Below are 15758 nucleotides of genomic sequence, written 5' to 3' on the forward strand. Positions count from 1 at the left end.
GTTCGCGTGACAAGCGCGTGGGCGGCAAACGCTCGCGCCGAAGGGAGTTATGAAATGACCGCACAGGGCCAGGCGAAGAAGACGACCTACACCGCCGCCACCAGCGCCGCCGAGGCACGCGCGCTCGCCGACGAGATGGTGAGCGTCATGAGCGAGCTGATCGCCGTCATCGAGCAGGAGACCGAGCTGGTCCGCGCCGGCAAGCTGCGCGAAGGCATGGCGTTCGGCCCGAGGAAGACCGAGCTGTCCCGTCACTACGTCACGGCCGTCGGTCGTCTGAAGGCGAGCCAGAATTTCATGAAGCAGACCGCGCCGGAGCTGCTCGCCACCCTGCACCGTCACCACGACACCTTCCGCGCCATGCTGCAGGTGAACCTGACCGTGCTGGCCACTGCGCACGCGATCTCGGAAAAGATCGTGCGCGGCGTCAATGCCGAGGTTCAGCGCAAGAACATCCCCAGCACCTATACCGCCGGCGGCCGCCGCGCCGCCCCGGGCGCGCGGCACCTCACCCCGCTCGCCGTCAGCCGGACGCTCTGAGCCTTACCGCCAGTTCCCATCTGCATCGCAGCGCCGCGCCGCCTCACGGGCCGCGCGGCCATCGCCGCTTAACGCTCGGATAAGCTTAAAAGGCCCGGGCGAATCACAACGCGCCGTTCATCCTATTTCCTAACATAACGTTGATTGGTCATCGGCATAGTTGCAAGCGGGATGGGTTGGGAATTGACTCGATGGCCATGAGGAGGCTGCCATGAGTTCCGATTTCAGCGTAAGACCGGTAGGGACGCCAGCGTCCGTTCCGATAATTCCACCGTCGAGCCAGGCGGTGGTGAGCGCTGTTCCAACGGACCTTCCTCCCAGCCAGACCGTGACCGCGGCCGAGCCCGGCGCCCCCGTGCGCAACGACATCCCGGTCAACATCGCGAACGATCTTTCGGTGTCGCGCCAGGCCTATTACGATCGCGCCGCTGCCGCTCTGGTGTTCCAGGTGGTCAACCGCAAGACCGACCAGGTCGTGACCCAATATCCAGATGAGGCCGTGCTGCGCCGCCGGGCCTACTTCAACACGCTCGATCTGCAGAAGGATCTGCAGAAGGCGGACGTGCCGCGCGTCGTGGCGACCGATCGCACAGCCTGAGCCCCCCGCGGGATCGAGTCGCTTCATTCCGCCGCCTGCACGCCGCCCCACCGGGCGGCGTTGCCGTATCGAGAGGCGCAGCTCTGGCGGATCAACTGCTCCGTATCGCGTAGGCGGTGTAGAGATAGGTCTGGCCCGAGGCGGCGTCGGTGACCACGTTCTTGATCTGGGCCTTGCCGTTGCCGGTGAGCGTGAACTTCGTATCGCCGATCCTGAACGCATTGTGCTTGATCAGCACGTCCTGATACTTGTTCAGGCCGTCGCGCTGGTAGCGAAGCTTGGCGTGAAAGCCCTCGACGTTGGCGATCGAGACCGTGAACGACGTCCCGTTGGCATATCTTCCGCGCCAGCCGCCCTGATGGAGCTCGGATCGACGGCCACGTATCCGCTGTTGCTTCGCGCCGTATTGAACAGGTTCGACTTGTCGGACGCAGACGGGATGCTGGCGATATCGGTCGCGATGGCGCGCCTCCCGCCCCTGCCCCCTGTGGTCAGCTCCGCCCGGACAATCCCGCGGCGATGTGGCAGTTGATGTCGATCAGCGACTTGAGCTTCGCCGGATCCGGATCCATCTGCATCTCGATCGTCTGCTTCATCACGAACACGCCGATGTTTGCGATGTTCTGGCGGATGTCGAGCGGATTCGGATTGTCGTCCGCCTCCATCGCGCTCATGAAGATCGTCCACAAGCGGCGATTGAAGAGCAGAGCCTTGTACATGTTGCGATCGGGGCCATTCCAATTGGCCTGGACTTCCTGCAGCTGCCGTGCCGCCTTCAACAGAGCCTGGGCTTCGATCTCCCGTGGTGATGCCGTCGTCTGCGACGTGCGGGCATAGGCTTGAGCGGCATATGACATCAACTACTCCGGACTGACGCAGGGACACGACCAAACTGCTCAGGTTTTGTACTTTGTGTGCCTTTAAAATATGGTTAGCGGCCGTTAGCGGAATTTGTTTCGTCGCGTCACGGAGCACCGCAAATCGCTTTGTTTGGTGCACCTCTTAATTTCTTGCGAACGCGCTGATTCAAAATGTCCGGACGAAGATCGTACGTTGTTCATCCAACCCGGCGGCGCGAACTACACGAACAACGGCGTTCTCGCAGAGCTCAACTACCGCTCCCCGACATCGAACGGAGACCAGTGCCGGCACGCTCGGCATGGCCAAACGCAGAAGCGGCGGGCAAGGCCCGCCGCTTCGATGAGATATTATTCCAGCTCGTTCGCGCTCAGCGCAGGAGCTGCAGCACGCTCGCCTGCGACTGATTGGCCAGCGCGAGCGCGGACACCGCGATCGACTGGCGGGTCGACAGCGCCTGGCTGTTGGCCGCCTCTTCGTTGGTGTCGGCCAACGTCAAGTTCGACGAGCCGGTCTGCAGCACGTTGATCAGGTTCTTGTTGAAGTCCTGACGGACCTGCACGATCGACAGGTTCGAGCCGAGCGACGACGCCTCGGAGCGGATCGCCGTCGATGCGCTGTTCAACGTCGACAGCACCTTGTTGGCCGAGTTGCTGTCGAGGAAGTCGGTTCCGACGACCAGCGCCGACAGCCCGAGACCGGTGCTGTTGAAGGTCACGCCGGTGATGTTCAGCGTGGACCGTCCGGTCTCGTTGAACACCAGCTTGAGCGTATCGCCGTTGAGCAGGTTGATGCCGTTGAAGGAGGCGTCCTGCGCCGTGGTGTCGATCTGCGCCAGCACGTTGTTGTACTGGGCGATCAATCCGGCACGTGTGGTCTGCGAGTTGGTGTCGGCCACCGGCGTGGATGCGGTCACGCCGTTGAAGGCCTGGCTTGCCGCCGTGGAGGAGCCGGCCACCGCGCCGATCGTCGAGGACGCCGATTCGTTGGTGGTCAGGATCGTGAGCTGGCCGTTCGTGCTGAGGCTTGCCTGCAGATTGTTGGCCGCGAGCGCAGTATTGAGCTGCGCCAGAGTCGATATCTGCGAGGCGCCGGTGCCGAACGTTATGTTGGTTGCGACACCGCCTCCTGTCGAAGCTATGGTCAGTGTCTGTCCTGACAATGCTGGCGGATTGCGTGTCGTGGTTGCGGCCGTCAATCCGAGCTTGGCCAGGGCCGTGCCTGAGACTGTCAGATCCTGCGCCGTGCCTGTCGCGAGAGTTATCTGGCCTCCCGTCACCGAGGATGGCGTAGCGGTTGCGCCGGTGACCGAGTCGATCGCGGCGAGGAGGTTGCTGACGGTGTCGCCGACGCCGATATTGGTGCCGGCCGAGACCGAACCGGCCACGAAGGTGAACACCACGCCGTTGACCACGAGCGTGTCGCCGGTCGTGACGCTGCTCGCCAGGTCGTTCGAGGTAGAGCTCGCCGTGCCGGACAGCCTGGTGGAGCCAGTGATCGCGACCGCCGTGCTGGTGTTGTCGTTGTTGACCGCGGAGCCGGTCACGAACTTGTTCGAGGAGCTGCCGAGCAGGTTGTTGGCCGTCGCCCCCGGAATGACCGCGGAGGTCACGCTCGACTTTGTCGTGTAGCCCGTGGGAGCCTGGAGCACCTGGCTTGCGATCGACTTGGCGCTGTCGACCAGCTTCTGCAGCGAGGTGAGACCGGTATTCGCAGCCTGGAGAACCTGGACACCGTTACCGATGCTGTCGAGCAGGTTCGCAATGTCGCTCGCGCGGTTGTTGAGCGATTGCGCGGTGAAGAATTCGGTGGGGTTATCGAGCGCCGTGTTGACCTTGTTGCCGGTGGCCAGGTTGTTTTGAGTGGTGGCCAGCAGCGATGCGGTGTTTTGCAGCGCCAGCAGGTTTTGGCGAACCGAAGCCGAGAGAACGATACCGGACATGTGTGTGAAACCTTCCTAGTTATTCACCAGGAGGTTCTAGTCCACCCACTTTTAAAACATGGTTAATGGCGCTTTAAATTTCTTGCTTAACGACTGGTTGCGATCCCTCAGCTCCACTCGCGTCCGGTTCCAGACCAGTATTGATACGGGCCGGACGGCCAAACCAGGCGAAAAAAAGCGGCGGGGTTTCCCCCGCCGCCTTGGTCGTCGAGATGCGATGCCTTGCGGATCAGCGCAGCAGCTGCAGCACGCTCGCCTGCGACTGGTTGGCGAGCGACAGCGCGGACACCGCGATCGACTGGCGGGTCGACAGCGCCTGGCTGTTGGCCGCTTCCTCGTTGGTGTCGGCCAAGGTCAGGTTCGACGAGCCGGTCTGCAGCACGTTGATCAGGTTCTTGTTGAAGTCCTGACGGATCTGCACGACCGACAGGTTCGAACCCAGCGTCGAGGCTTCCGACCGCAGCGTCGAGCTCGCCGAGTTCAGCAGGGTGATCACCTTGTTCGCCGAGTTGTTGTCGAGGAAGTCGGTGCCCGAGGTGAGGTTCGACAAGCCGAGACCGCCGGTGTTGAAGGTCACGCCGGTGATCGAGAGCGTCGACTTGCCGTTCTCGTTGAAGGTCAGCTTCAGCGTGTCGCCGTTCAGCAGGTTGACACCGTTGAACGAGGCGTCGGCCGCGGTCGTGTTGATCTGCGCCAGCACGTTGTTGTACTGCGAGACCAGGCTCGCGCGCTGCGTCTGCGCGGTCGCATCCGCCACCGGAGCCGCCGCCGTCAGGCCGTTGAAGGACTGGCTGGAGGCCGCCGCCGTACCACCGATCGCGCCGATCGTGGCCGAAGCCGCGTCGTTGGTCGTCGTGATCGAGATCTTGCCGGTCGTATCGATCGAGGCCTGCAGGTTGTTGGCTGCGAGCTTGGCGTTGAGATCGTTCAGCGACTTGACCTGCCCTGTCCCGAGGCCGAACGTGACACTCGTCGCCGTGCCACCTCCTGTGGCGCCGATCGTCAAGGTCTGTCCCGACAAGCCATCGCCGACGGCAGTCAGCCCGAGCTTGCCCAAGGTGCCGGTGCTGCCCGAGAGCGTCAGTCCGGACGCCGGCGGCGTCAGGGTGATCGCACCCGCGGTGATCGACGCGGTCACGCCGGTCTGGGTCTGGATCGCCGACAGCAGGTTGCTAACGCTGTCGCCGATGCCGATGTTGGTGCCGGTCGAGGACGTGCCGGTGACGAAGGTGAAGGTGGTGCCGTTGACGACCAGCGTCTCACCCGACGTGATGCCGGTGGAGAGGTCGTTCGACGAGCTGCCCGACGTACCCGACAGCTTCGTCGAGCCGGTGATCGCCGCCGGAGTCGTGTTGTCGTTCTGGACGACCGAACCGGTCACAGCGGTCGAGCTGGAGCCGAGCAGGTCGGTCGCGGTCGCACCGGTCAGAGCCGCCGAGGTCACGCTGGACTTGGTCGAGTAGCCCACGGAGCTCTGCAGCACCTGGTTGGCAATCGACTTGGCGCTGTCGACGAGCTTCTGCAGCGAGGTGATGCCGGTGTTGGCGGCCTGCAGCACCTGCACGCCGTTGCCGATGCCGTCGAGCAGATTGGAGATGTCGGAAGCGCGGTTGTCGAGACCCTGGGCGGTGAAGAAGTTGGTCGGATTGTCGAGCGCCGAGTTGACCTTCTTGCCCGTGGAGAGATTGTTCTGGGTGGTGGCGAGGAGCTGAGCCGTCGACTGGAGCGAAAGCAGATTTTGACGCACCGACGCCGAGAGAACAATACCTGACATTTTCATACCCTTCTGGTGTGAAACAAACTGCCCGATCCATTCAGGATCAAGGCGAAGCCCGCGGGTGACTGCACCACCGGGCGACGTGCGTTAAGGTAAATGCGAGCGGCTAACAAACAGTGAAGTCACGACCGCTCGCGTTGCCCCACGCGCCGCACCGGCACGGCCGCGCCGAGGTGATTCGCGCGGATCACCTTGAAAACACCGCATATTCGCCGGCCGCGCCCGGCCGTTTACCGTCCGTTAACCATGATCGGAAAGGATTGCTGCGCGCCGGCCGATCGAGCGCGCAGAATTCCCGCGCGATTGAGACTGGCAGCTGGACCAGTCATCGGCCTCGACGCAGCAGGTTCGGCGCCACGCCGATTGCGGCAACGGAGAATGAGAATGGCCCTGAAAGTCGAACTGAAGCCGCATGAGCGCATCATCATCGGCTCCTGCGTGATCACCAATACCGACCAGCGCGCACGCCTCCTGATCGACGGCGAGAACATTCCGATCCTGCGCGAGAAGGACATCCTGACGCCGGAGACGGCCGACACGCCGGCCAAGCTCGTCTATCTTGCGGTCCAGCTGATGTACATCTCGCCGGGGGCAGATGCGGATCACGGCACCTATTTCAACCTGCTGCGCGACATCATCACGACGGTGCCGAGCGCCTGGCCGATCATCGAGGCGATCAACGGCCATATCCTGAACGGCGATCTCTATCAGGCCCTGAAGGAAGCCAAGAAGCTCGTCGCCTACGAGAAGAAGCTGATCGAGCAGGCTGAAGCCGAACAGCAGGACAAGCCGGTGAGCTCGGCGGCCTGAGCTTTTCCTCCTCACATCGGAAGGCCCGGCTCGCCAGTCGCGAGGCCGGGCCTTCCGATTTTTGCGCGCTCGCCAGGCTCCGCCGCCAGCAACGTCGGACCTTCCATGTCGTCCAATGAAAAAGCGGCGGGGTTTCCCCCGCCGCCTTGGTTTTCAAGAGATGACGATGCCTGCGGATCAGCGCAGCAGCTGCAGCACGCTGGCCTGCGACTGGTTGGCGAGCGACAGCGCGGACACCGCGATCGACTGGCGGGTCGACAGCGCCTGGCTGTTGGCCGCTTCCTCGTTGGTGTCGGCCAAGGTCAGGTTCGACGAGCCGGTCTGCAGCACGTTGATCAGGTTCTTGTTGAAGTCCTGACGAACCTGCACGACCGAGAGGTTCGAACCCAGCGTCGAGGCCTCGTTGCGCAGCGTGGAGCTCGCCGTGGTGAGCACGCCGATCACCTTGTTCGCCGAGTTGTTGTCGAGGAAGTCGGTGCCCGAGGTCAACGTCGAGAGGCCGAGGCCCGCGGAGTTGAAGGTCACGCCGGTGATCGACAGCGTCGACTTGCCGTTCTCGTTGAAGGTCAGCTTCAGCGTGTCGCCGTTGAGCAGGTTGACACCGTTGAACGACGCATCGCTCGCGGTCGTGTTGATCTGCGCCAGCACGTTGTTGTACTGCGAGACCAGGCTCGCGCGCTGCGTCTGCGCGGTCACATCCGCCACCGGAGCCGCCGCCGTCAGACCGTTGAAGGACTGGCTGGAAGCCGCCGCCGTACCGCCGATCGCGCCGATCGTGGCGGACGCCGCGTCGTTGGTCGTGGTGAGGGTGATCTTGCCGGTCGACGAATCGATCGAGGCCTGCAGGTTGTTGGCTGCGAGCTTGGCGTTGAGATCGTTCAGCGACTTGACCTGCCCTGTCCCGAGGCCGAACGTGATGCTGGTCGCCGTACCACCTCCTGTGGCGCCGACCGTCAAGGTCTGTCCCGACAAGCCATCGCCGACGGCAGTCAGCCCGAGCTTGGCCAAGGTGCCGCTGCTGCCCGAAAGCGTCAGTCCGGACGCCGGCGGCGTCAGGGTGATCGCACCTGCGGTGATCGACGCGGTCACGCCGGTCTGGGTCTGGATCGCCGACAGCAGGTTGCTGACGCTGTCGCCGATGCCGATGTCGGTGCCGGTCGAGGACGTGCCGGTGACGAAGGTGAAGGTGGTGCCGTTGACGACCAGCGTCTCACCCGACGTGATGCCGGTGGCGAGGTTGTTCGACGCGGTGCCCGACGTGCCCGACAGCTTGGTCGAGCCGGTGATCGCCGCCGGCGTCGTGTTGTCGTTCTGCACGACCGAGCCGGTCACCGCCGTCGAGCTGGAGCCCAGCAGGTCGGTGGCGGTCGCGCCGGTCAGAGCTGCCGAGGTCACGCTCGACTTGGTGGAGTAGCCCACCGCGCTCTGCAGCACCTGGTTGGCGATCGACTTGGCGCTGTCGACGAGCTTCTGCAGCGAGGTGATGCCGGTGTTGGCGGCCTGCAGCACCTGCACGCCGTTGCCGATGCCGTCGAGCAGATTGGAGATGTCGGAAGCGCGGTTGTCGAGACCCTGGGCGGTGAAGAAGTTGGTCGGATTGTCGAGCGCCGAGTTGACCTTCTTGCCCGTGGAGAGATTGTTCTGGGTGGTGGCGAGGAGCTGAGCTGTCGACTGAAGCGATAGCAGATTCTGGCGTACCGACGCCGAGAGGACGATACCTGACATTTTCATACCCTTCTGGTGTGAAATAAGCCCCGATCCCTTCGAGATCAGGGTGAAGCCCAGGTCGACTTGAGCGACCCGGACGACGGGCGTCACGGTGAATGGCAGTGGCTAACAAACGCTGAAGAGTTGTGGGGCGCAGCCGCCTCAATCAGCAGAACAGGCGCATCGGCGCGGCTCATTGCCGCGTCATCACGCAGGAACGCCCCTTGAAAAGGCTCATTGATTCAACAACCGCACCCGTCATTCACAACGCGTCAACCACCTTTGGAAAGGTTTCGACACGCGCGGCTACATTCCGTCGGCGGTCGTCATCGACCAGCGGACGACGCCTAGATGCGGTTTGCGATCAGAGCGCCAGCGGCGGAGCTTCGATCTCGATCAACGGCGTGAGACCGGCCGCGCGCTGGCGGCCGAACATGAGGACCGCCGCAATCAGCCGGTCGATGTCGCTCGTCCCGGTGCGATGATTGACGATCGCGGCACGGATCGCCAGCCGTCCGTCGAGCATCGTGGTCGACGGTGCGGCGAGGCCGGATTCGTGGATGTCGGCGACGATCTCGCCGTTGAGCGCATCGGCATCGTCTGCGCGATAGCGGAAGCAGACGATGTTGAGATTGACCGGCGCCAGCAGCTCGAGCTCGGGCTCGGCGCGCACCCGCGACTCCAGATGGCGCGCGAGCTCGCAGCTTCGCGCGATCACGGCACCGAGCGCGTCCGTGCCGAACGTTCTCAGCGTGAACCAGGTCTTCAGCGCCCGGAAGCCGCGCGACAGATCAGGACCGAGATCGCAGGGCCATTCGGCGCCCGCCGCGAGACCGCGGGTTTCCCGGCGCAGATAGGCGGCCGGCGAGGCGAAGGTGTCACGATGCTTGGTGCCATCGCGCACCAGCAGGAAGCCCGCATCGTAGGGCACCTGCCCCCATTTGTGAAAATCCAGCGCGATCGAATCCGCCAGCTCGATGCCGGCGAGCTTCGGTGCGAGCTCCGCTGACAGCATCGCGAGCGCACCGAAGGCGCCGTCGACGTGAAACCAGAGCCCCTCGGCACGGCAGAGCTCGGCAACAGCCGCGAGGTCGTCGATGGCGCCGATATCGACGGTGCCAGCGGAGGCGACGACGAGAAACGGATGCAGGCCCGCGGCGCGATCGCGCGCGATCGCGGTCCGCAGCTCGCCGACGTCGACGCGATGTGCGGCATCCACCGCGATGCAGCCGAGCGCGTCGCTGCCCAGTCCGCAGATGTCCATCGCCTTGGCGATGCAGCCATGCGCCGCCTTCGACGTGTAGGCGCGCAAGCGCCGCCCCTCCTCACCGAGACCCGCCGAGCGAACCGACGCGCCGAGCTCGGCGCGGCGCGCCACCAGCACCGCCATCAGGTTCGCCATCGAGGTGCCGGTGACGAAGATGCCGCTGGCGCATACCGGAAAGCCGAACAACTGGCGCGTCCAGTCGACGACCTGCCGCTCGATCTCGATCGGCGCATGGTCGCGGCCGCCGAGATTGGCGTTCAGTCCGGCAGCCAGCATCTCGGCAAGCATGCCGACCACGGTGCCGCCGCCGTGCACCCAGCCCATGAATCCGGGATGCACGTTGCCGGTCGCGTAGGGAACGACGAGCTCGCTGAAATCGCGATAGACCTCGGCGAGATCGGTCGGCGCATGCGGCAGCGCGCGGCGGAAGCTCTGCCGTGTCGCCGGCGACATCGGCTGCCACACCGGCCGGTCGCGGATATCGGCGACATAGTCGATCATGTCGTCGAGCATGCGATGACCGAGCGCGCGCATCTGGTCCCAATATTGCGGATCGAGCGTCTCCGCCGTCCGCGACGCGGGATCGATGCGCAGCCCGGCGGTCACGCCGCCTGCTCCGCCCGAGACGCGGCGCGCTTCTCGATCATGGCCGCGAAGGCCGCGAAGATCTTCTGCATCTGCGGCGGCTTGTAGGGGAAGATCTCCGGCGAATCCATGTTGTGGACGACGGCTGTATTGTCGGCCTCGAACACCAGCAGCGCGCCGTCCCTGGTCTCCGCGCAATCGATGATGAAATAGTCGAGACCGACGCGCGCGGCGATCGCATCGAGCACACTGCGATGACGGCGGCCGAAGCCGATGTCGAAGGTCTGCATGAAGGTCGCCTCTTCGAGGCGCTTGCTCTCGCTGCCGGCCATGTTGGCGTTGAGGTACCAGATGTCCCAGCGCCGCGCGATCGCCATGTGGCAGGCATAGGCCTTGCCGTCGACGAACACGATGCGGTACTTGCGGAACTGGCTGTCCTCGCTGGCATAGTCGACGAAGCGCGAGACGAAGAACTCCTGCTCGTCGCGCTCGTCGAGATAGAGCGACAGTTCGAGCGGCTCGTCGACCTTCTCCAGTCCGACGCCGGCATGCGAGCCACGCGGCCGCACGATCACCGGAAAGGCGAGCGACTCGTCGACATCCGCAATCAATTCGCGCTCGTCGGCGATCTCGATCAGGCGCTCGCGGTCGACGGGGATGGTCGCCGGAATGGTGAGCCCGTCGATGCAGGCCAGCAGCGCATGCAGCTTGTCGCGGTCGAGATGCCAGATCCGCTCCGGCGGATTGAGCAGCGGACGCGGCCAGCGCGCCGCGACGGCATCGATCTCGCGCAGCGCGTGCTGGCAATCCTCGGAATCGGAGGCGATGACGATGGCGACGTCATGGGCCGGCAGCGGTGCCAGCAGGTTCGCGCCTGGAACGACGTAGAGCAGCAGCAGCTCGAAGTCGGTATCCTCGAGCAGGAACTCGATCGGCGTGTTGCTGCCCATGTCGGTGGCCGCAGCGAGCGCGAGCACGCGCAGGCGCGGCGTCTCGCTCTTGCAGCGCACGCGATAGAGCTGCTGCGACTGCAGCACGTCGTGCTGGATTGCAAGCCCGGACGATTTCTCGCCGATGAGCTGCGCGATCAGCGCCAGGTCGAGCCCCTCGCCCGGCTCCGCGCGGCCGTCGAGCAGCTTGGCGAGCAAGGCGGCCCACATCGGTTTCAGGTCCTGGCCGTCGAAGGCGGCCTTGGCGAGCTTGGCCATGCCGACCCGGTCGGCACATCCTGCGCCGGTGGCGTCGGCCAGCGCGAGCAAATCAGTCGGCATTGCAGATGTCCCTGAGATCCTGGCTGCTCAGATCCGATACGAGCAGCTCTGTTTTGGCAACGATGTCGGCGACGCGGTCGATGTCGGATTCGAGATTGACCCGGGCGGCGGTGACGTCGTCACACCATGCGTCCGTCACCTGGCGCGCCCCGATGCACAGCCGCAGCGCGGCCGTCGGCGCCTCGCCCGCGCGTTCGATCCGCACCGGCTGGCCGATCAGGCACTGGCGCGCGGCAACCTCGGCTGCTCGCCCGGTGAAGCGGCTGCGGAGATCGCGCTGGAGCGCGCGATACACCGCCTGCGTCTCACCGAGGCCGAGCAGGCCGCCGTCACGCTGGAGCGCGAACGGGAAGATGGTGGGAAAGCCGAACTCGTCGTCGCTCCCATCCAGCGCAGGCGCGCGGGCGGCGATCGGACGCAGCGCCGGCGACAGCATCAGCAGGCTTTCGATGGACTCGCCGAGCTGCCGGATCGCCATCCGGCGGAACGGCTCGGGCACGGCGTGATATGCGGCGATCTCCGCCAGCGCGGCTTCCCAGCGCAGCCATTGGCCGATATTGGCGCGCGGCGCCGTGCGCGCGCGCAGATCCGTCCAGGCGAGCGGCCAATCGCTGCGATTGACATAGTCGAACAGGCCGGGCGCGATCGGATGTCCGCAGCGCAGCGCAGCCGCTGCGGCCGCGGGCACCAGCAGGGCGCCGCTGAAGGCGGGTCCGCCGAAGAACTTCGCGCCCGTGACGAGCACCAGATGGCCGCGATCGAGATGGGCGCGCAGCCGCGCCGTGCCGAGCCGCATCTGGCAGGCATCGACGACGACCTGCACGCGCCCCGGCCAGCGCCGCGCCACCTCGTCCAGGCAGGCCATGTCCGGCGCGCGCCAGCCGAGCTTGGAGGACTCCATGACCTGCAGCAGGACGCTACGGCCCTTCCGCGCCAGCGCCTCGACGCTGTCGAGCACCTCGGCATCGATATCGCCGCGCGGCTGCATCGATGCGCCGTCGAGCAGCGGCAGCGACACGGCGTCGCCCGAGAGCCCCTCGATCGGCGTGTTCGTCCGCACCGCCAGGCCGTTCGCCGTCCGCGTGCTGAAATGGTGTCCCCGGGCGCTCGCGGCAGTGCCGCTTCCGGTCTGGTCGCTGCCGACGACGATGCTCGTGACGCTCTCGCCGAGCATCGCCCGCACCAGCGCCAGCGCATGCAGTTGCGAGTCGGTGCCGGACGGCGAGAACACGATGTCGATGTCGTCGGCAAGGCCGAGATGTCCGCGCAGTTCGCAGCGCATCTCCTCGGTGCGCCGGTCGAGCGCGGCGCCGAGGCCGAGCGAGATCGCCGCATGCATCAGTTGCTCGCGCGCCAGCTCGACGCGCGCGTAGGCGCGTTCCGAAATCGGCGACGCCGTGCTCGATGCGAAGCACAGCACATCGGGTTCGGGCGACGGCCCGCAGCCATAGACGTTGCGGCCCCAGGGGCGATCGAGCGCCAGGCGGGCGTCGCCGCCATCGATCAGGAGATCGCCGAGCAGGGCAAACAGATCACGCAGTCCGGCCGCGACGCCCTGCTCGCGCCGGTCGATGCGGGATGGCTGGGAGATCTGCGACCGGGTTGCCGCCGGGGTCATGGTACGGATCGTCAGGCTGCGTCAGCCGCAGCAGCGGTCGGAACCGCCACCGCCGAGGCGAATTGCGAGGCGACATTGCCATGGAAGACGGACGGACCGACGTGATCGAGCCGGCTGTCGAGATCGGCCCAGATCTCGCCGCCGAGATCGGTCCATCGTCTGCAGAACGCGAAATCCTCGCTGAGATAGGTGCCGGTCGCCGGATCGATCATGCATTCGAACAGCGCGAAGCGGTTCGGGCTGCCGGCCAGCGCATCCTGCGAATGCTCGCGGAAGAACTGCAGCGGCGCGTAGGCCGGATGCGCGATCATCGCCTCGATGACGCGGCGGCGGATCATCAGGAAGCCGGTGCCGGCATAGCGCACGCGGGTAAAGCCGTTGACCACCGCGACGTGGTCCGGATTGTCAATCTCCAGCACGTAGTCGAGCGACGCCGCCGGCACGTCCATCCGGTTGTCGTTGATGGCGCGGCGCGCCTTGCTCCAGTTGACCTTCTTGACCGGATAGACACCGGCGACCATGTCGCCGCCGGACTCGATCAGCCGGAAGACCTGCCTGGGCGTAAAGCCGATGTCGGCATCGACGAACAGCAGATGGGTTGCTGTGGGATCATTGAGGAACAGGGTGACGAGATTGGCCCTCGCCCGGGTGATCAGCGCATCACCGTCGCGCATGTGGACGGTGAGGCCGACGTTGGAGGTGGCGCGCAACTCGCGCTGCAGGGCGAAGATCGAGCTCGCATAGATGCTCGACACCTGGCCGCCGAAGCATGGTGTCGCGACCACCAGATGAATGCGCTCGTCGGTTCCGTCACTCACGTTCCGCCTCCAGACAAAGAGGCTCTCGCCCCAGATCTGAACAAAAGCTAAAGAGACGTGGTTAACGAAAACCTAACCGCCGTCCCCGGGGGCGCTACAGATATTTCACCAGCGTCAGCTGGGCGAGCATCGCCGTCGTCTGGTAGGACGCCTGGAGGTTGGTCTGGAGCTGCAGGATCTGGCTCGCCACCTCCTGCTGCGAGATGCCCTCGGTCTGGTCGACCATGGCCTGCATTGCCGCCTTGGCCTGGGTCTGGCGCGCCGTGGCGTCCTTCATCGTGGTCTGGGCGTTGGCAAACTCGGTCTGGATGTCCGAGATCGCCTGCTGGCCGAGCTGCGGCGTCAGGTTGGCGGCGATGCGCTGGCTGAGCGCGCCGATCTGCTGCGGGGCATTCGCACCCGCCGGCGGCGTGTTGACGGCGGCATAGACCGCGGTCTGCTGCACGAGGTTGCGGATCGCAAACTCGTTGCCCTGGGCGCCGAACTGAATGCTCTGCGCCGTGTCGATCCGGATGGTCGCGCTCGACCGCGCCGAGCCGGGACCGCTGTTGCCGGTGTACCAGGCGACGGTGTTGGCCGAACCGTTCACGAGGCTGGTCGCCGATCCCAGCGGCGAGCCGGAGACGCGCAACGGCGGCGTCGGCGCCGTCACGGTGCCGGAGAAGCCGAGCGCCCCGAACGCACCCGCGTTCGAACTCGACACCGAGAAGCTGGCGGCGTCGTCGGTGCGCAAGGTGATCACGCCGCCGCTGACCGTCGACGGCGTCGACGTGCCGCTGAGCGTATCGATTTTCGACAGCAGCGTCTGCACGCTGTCGCCGACATTGATCTGGTTGTTGCCGTTGGCGCCGGAGGCGACGAAGGTCAGCGTCTGTCCGTTGACGGTGATGGTGTCGCCGGTTGCAAAGCTGGTCGCGATCGAGTCGGAGCCCGCACCGCCCGACAGCAGCGTCGCTCCGGTGATCGGCGCCGGTGTTGCGAGCTTGTTGTTGACCACGGTGCCCGACACGGAGCTCGCCGTGTTGAAGAAGTTGTCACCGGCGACGACCGCCGAGGCGGCGGTCAGCGAGGTGTTGGCCAGCGTCGACAGCGCCGTGTTGAGCGCCGCGTTGAGATTGGCGGAGGTGGCCGCGGGCGTGGCACCGATGGCGAACGTATTGGTCGGCGCCGGCGTCGTGGTGGACGCCGTCAGCTTGATCGATTCCGAGGTGCCGTCGGGCAGCTTGAAGGTGAAGCTGATCTGGTCGCCCGCATTCGGATTGCCGGCGGTGAGATCGACCGAGATGCCCGCGGGCGAGCCGGACGGTCCGGTCACCGTGGCGTTGGTCAGCGACGACGTCACCCCGCTCAGCTTGAAGCCGAACGGCGAGCCGGCGACGTCCTCCGCCAGCGTGATCGGCATGGTGGCCGACGCCGACAGGTTGAGACGCCCGAGACCGTTGAGCCCGAGATCCGCCTGCTGCCGCTCGGCGATGACCTGCTTGAGCCCGGCCTGCGTTGTGGTGCCGTTCAGGATGTCGTCGGCCGATGCGATCGCCGGCCGGTCGGTGGCGCTGCCGGAGAAAATGTAGCGGTCGCCGACCTGCGTGTTGAGAATGCCGGTGATCGCCGACAGGTTGGACAGCGCCGTCAGCTGTCCCGTGGTCTGGCCAGTGCTGGTCAGGTTCTGCGGTGTTGCCGAGGCGCCACTCTGGACCTGGTCATGAATCTTGGACAGCGACTGCAGCGAGGTATTGACCGCGCCGATCACGGTATTGACGTGGGTCATCGTCAGCGTGAACGCCGAGATGTTCGACAGCTGCGCCCGCGCCGCGATCGCGAACCCCTCGTCGGGCCCCATGCCGGCGTAGTTGTTCGCCTTGACGCCGCTCGAGAGCTGCGTGGAAAGGTCCGCGAGCTGGCTCGTGATGTTCCGCACGGACAGGCCGAGCAGAGAGCTTCCGTAATTGACACTGCTGATCGTCATC

At 65.4% G+C, this 15758-nt stretch carries 13 protein-coding genes; 3 read left to right on the forward strand and 10 right to left on the reverse strand.

All coding sequences use genetic code 11. The annotated features are described in order from the left end of the window. Nucleotides 1-54 precede the first annotated feature (54 nt). Both ACQR1F_RS19335 and ACQR1F_RS19340 read left to right on the forward strand, forming a co-directional pair. Nucleotides 55-540, forward strand: coding sequence for a hypothetical protein (locus tag ACQR1F_RS19335; RefSeq protein ID WP_316180418.1), 486 nt, complete (start codon nucleotides 55-57; stop codon nucleotides 538-540). A 211-nt stretch (nucleotides 541-751) separates the two neighbouring features. After that, entirely contained in the window at nucleotides 752-1138 is a 387-nt protein-coding gene (locus ACQR1F_RS19340; RefSeq protein WP_316180416.1) for a hypothetical protein, read from the forward strand. Nucleotides 1139-1229: 91 nt separating this feature from the next. Here ACQR1F_RS19340 and ACQR1F_RS19345 read toward each other — a convergent pair whose 3' ends face one another. The 4 genes from ACQR1F_RS19345 to ACQR1F_RS19360 form a co-directional block, all read right to left on the reverse strand. Then, nucleotides 1230-1376: a hypothetical protein gene (locus tag ACQR1F_RS19345; RefSeq protein ID WP_434913659.1), complete on the reverse strand. Its 147-nt coding sequence runs from the start codon at nucleotides 1374-1376 to the stop codon at nucleotides 1230-1232. Between the two features lie 253 nt (nucleotides 1377-1629). Then, nucleotides 1630-1995, reverse strand: coding sequence for a flagellar biosynthesis regulator FlaF (gene flaF / locus ACQR1F_RS19350; RefSeq protein WP_315715999.1), 366 nt, complete (start codon nucleotides 1993-1995; stop codon nucleotides 1630-1632). A 371-nt stretch (nucleotides 1996-2366) separates the two neighbouring features. Next, a complete protein-coding gene (locus ACQR1F_RS19355; RefSeq protein ID WP_315804310.1) occupies nucleotides 2367-3938 on the reverse strand; it encodes a flagellin in 1572 nt (523 codons plus the stop codon). Between the two features lie 229 nt (nucleotides 3939-4167). Continuing rightward, nucleotides 4168-5712 (reverse strand): flagellin, encoded by a 1545-nt coding sequence (locus ACQR1F_RS19360; RefSeq protein ID WP_434837860.1) that lies wholly within the window; start codon nucleotides 5710-5712, stop codon nucleotides 4168-4170. Nucleotides 5713-6099: 387 nt separating this feature from the next. Between ACQR1F_RS19360 and flbT the strand changes: the two genes are divergently transcribed. Further along, entirely contained in the window at nucleotides 6100-6525 is a 426-nt protein-coding gene (gene flbT, locus ACQR1F_RS19365; RefSeq protein ID WP_315715996.1) for a flagellar biosynthesis repressor FlbT, read from the forward strand. A gap of 177 nt (nucleotides 6526-6702) precedes the next feature. Here flbT and ACQR1F_RS19370 read toward each other — a convergent pair whose 3' ends face one another. The 6 genes from ACQR1F_RS19370 to ACQR1F_RS19395 form a co-directional block, all read right to left on the reverse strand. After that, on the reverse strand, nucleotides 6703-8250 hold the full coding sequence (locus ACQR1F_RS19370; protein WP_434837859.1) for a flagellin: 1548 nt from the start codon (nucleotides 8248-8250) through the stop codon (nucleotides 6703-6705). A 346-nt stretch (nucleotides 8251-8596) separates the two neighbouring features. After that, on the reverse strand, nucleotides 8597-10033 hold the full coding sequence (locus ACQR1F_RS19375) for a pyridoxal phosphate-dependent decarboxylase family protein (protein WP_434913686.1): 1437 nt from the start codon (nucleotides 10031-10033) through the stop codon (nucleotides 8597-8599). Nucleotides 10034-10101: 68 nt separating this feature from the next. Then, a complete protein-coding gene (locus ACQR1F_RS19380; protein WP_434913687.1) occupies nucleotides 10102-11292 on the reverse strand; it encodes an ATP-grasp domain-containing protein in 1191 nt (396 codons plus the stop codon). A 52-nt stretch (nucleotides 11293-11344) separates the two neighbouring features. Further along, complete coding sequence (locus ACQR1F_RS19385; RefSeq protein ID WP_434913660.1) at nucleotides 11345-12973, reverse strand: hypothetical protein; 1629 nt, start codon at nucleotides 12971-12973, stop codon at nucleotides 11345-11347. A gap of 11 nt (nucleotides 12974-12984) precedes the next feature. Further along, nucleotides 12985-13791, reverse strand: a complete 807-nt coding sequence (locus ACQR1F_RS19390; protein WP_315804314.1) for a hypothetical protein — start codon at nucleotides 13789-13791, stop codon at nucleotides 12985-12987. Between the two features lie 94 nt (nucleotides 13792-13885). Further along, nucleotides 13886-15757 carry a flagellar protein gene (locus tag ACQR1F_RS19395; protein WP_434881033.1) on the reverse strand — a complete coding sequence of 624 codons (1872 nt, stop codon included), beginning with the start codon at nucleotides 15755-15757 and terminating at the stop codon, nucleotides 13886-13888. Between the last annotated feature and the right edge of the window lies 1 nt (nucleotide 15758).

Source organism: Bradyrhizobium sp. HKCCYLS3013 (genome assembly GCF_051167615.1).
In the GTDB taxonomy this organism is placed as follows: domain Bacteria; phylum Pseudomonadota; class Alphaproteobacteria; order Rhizobiales; family Xanthobacteraceae; genus Bradyrhizobium.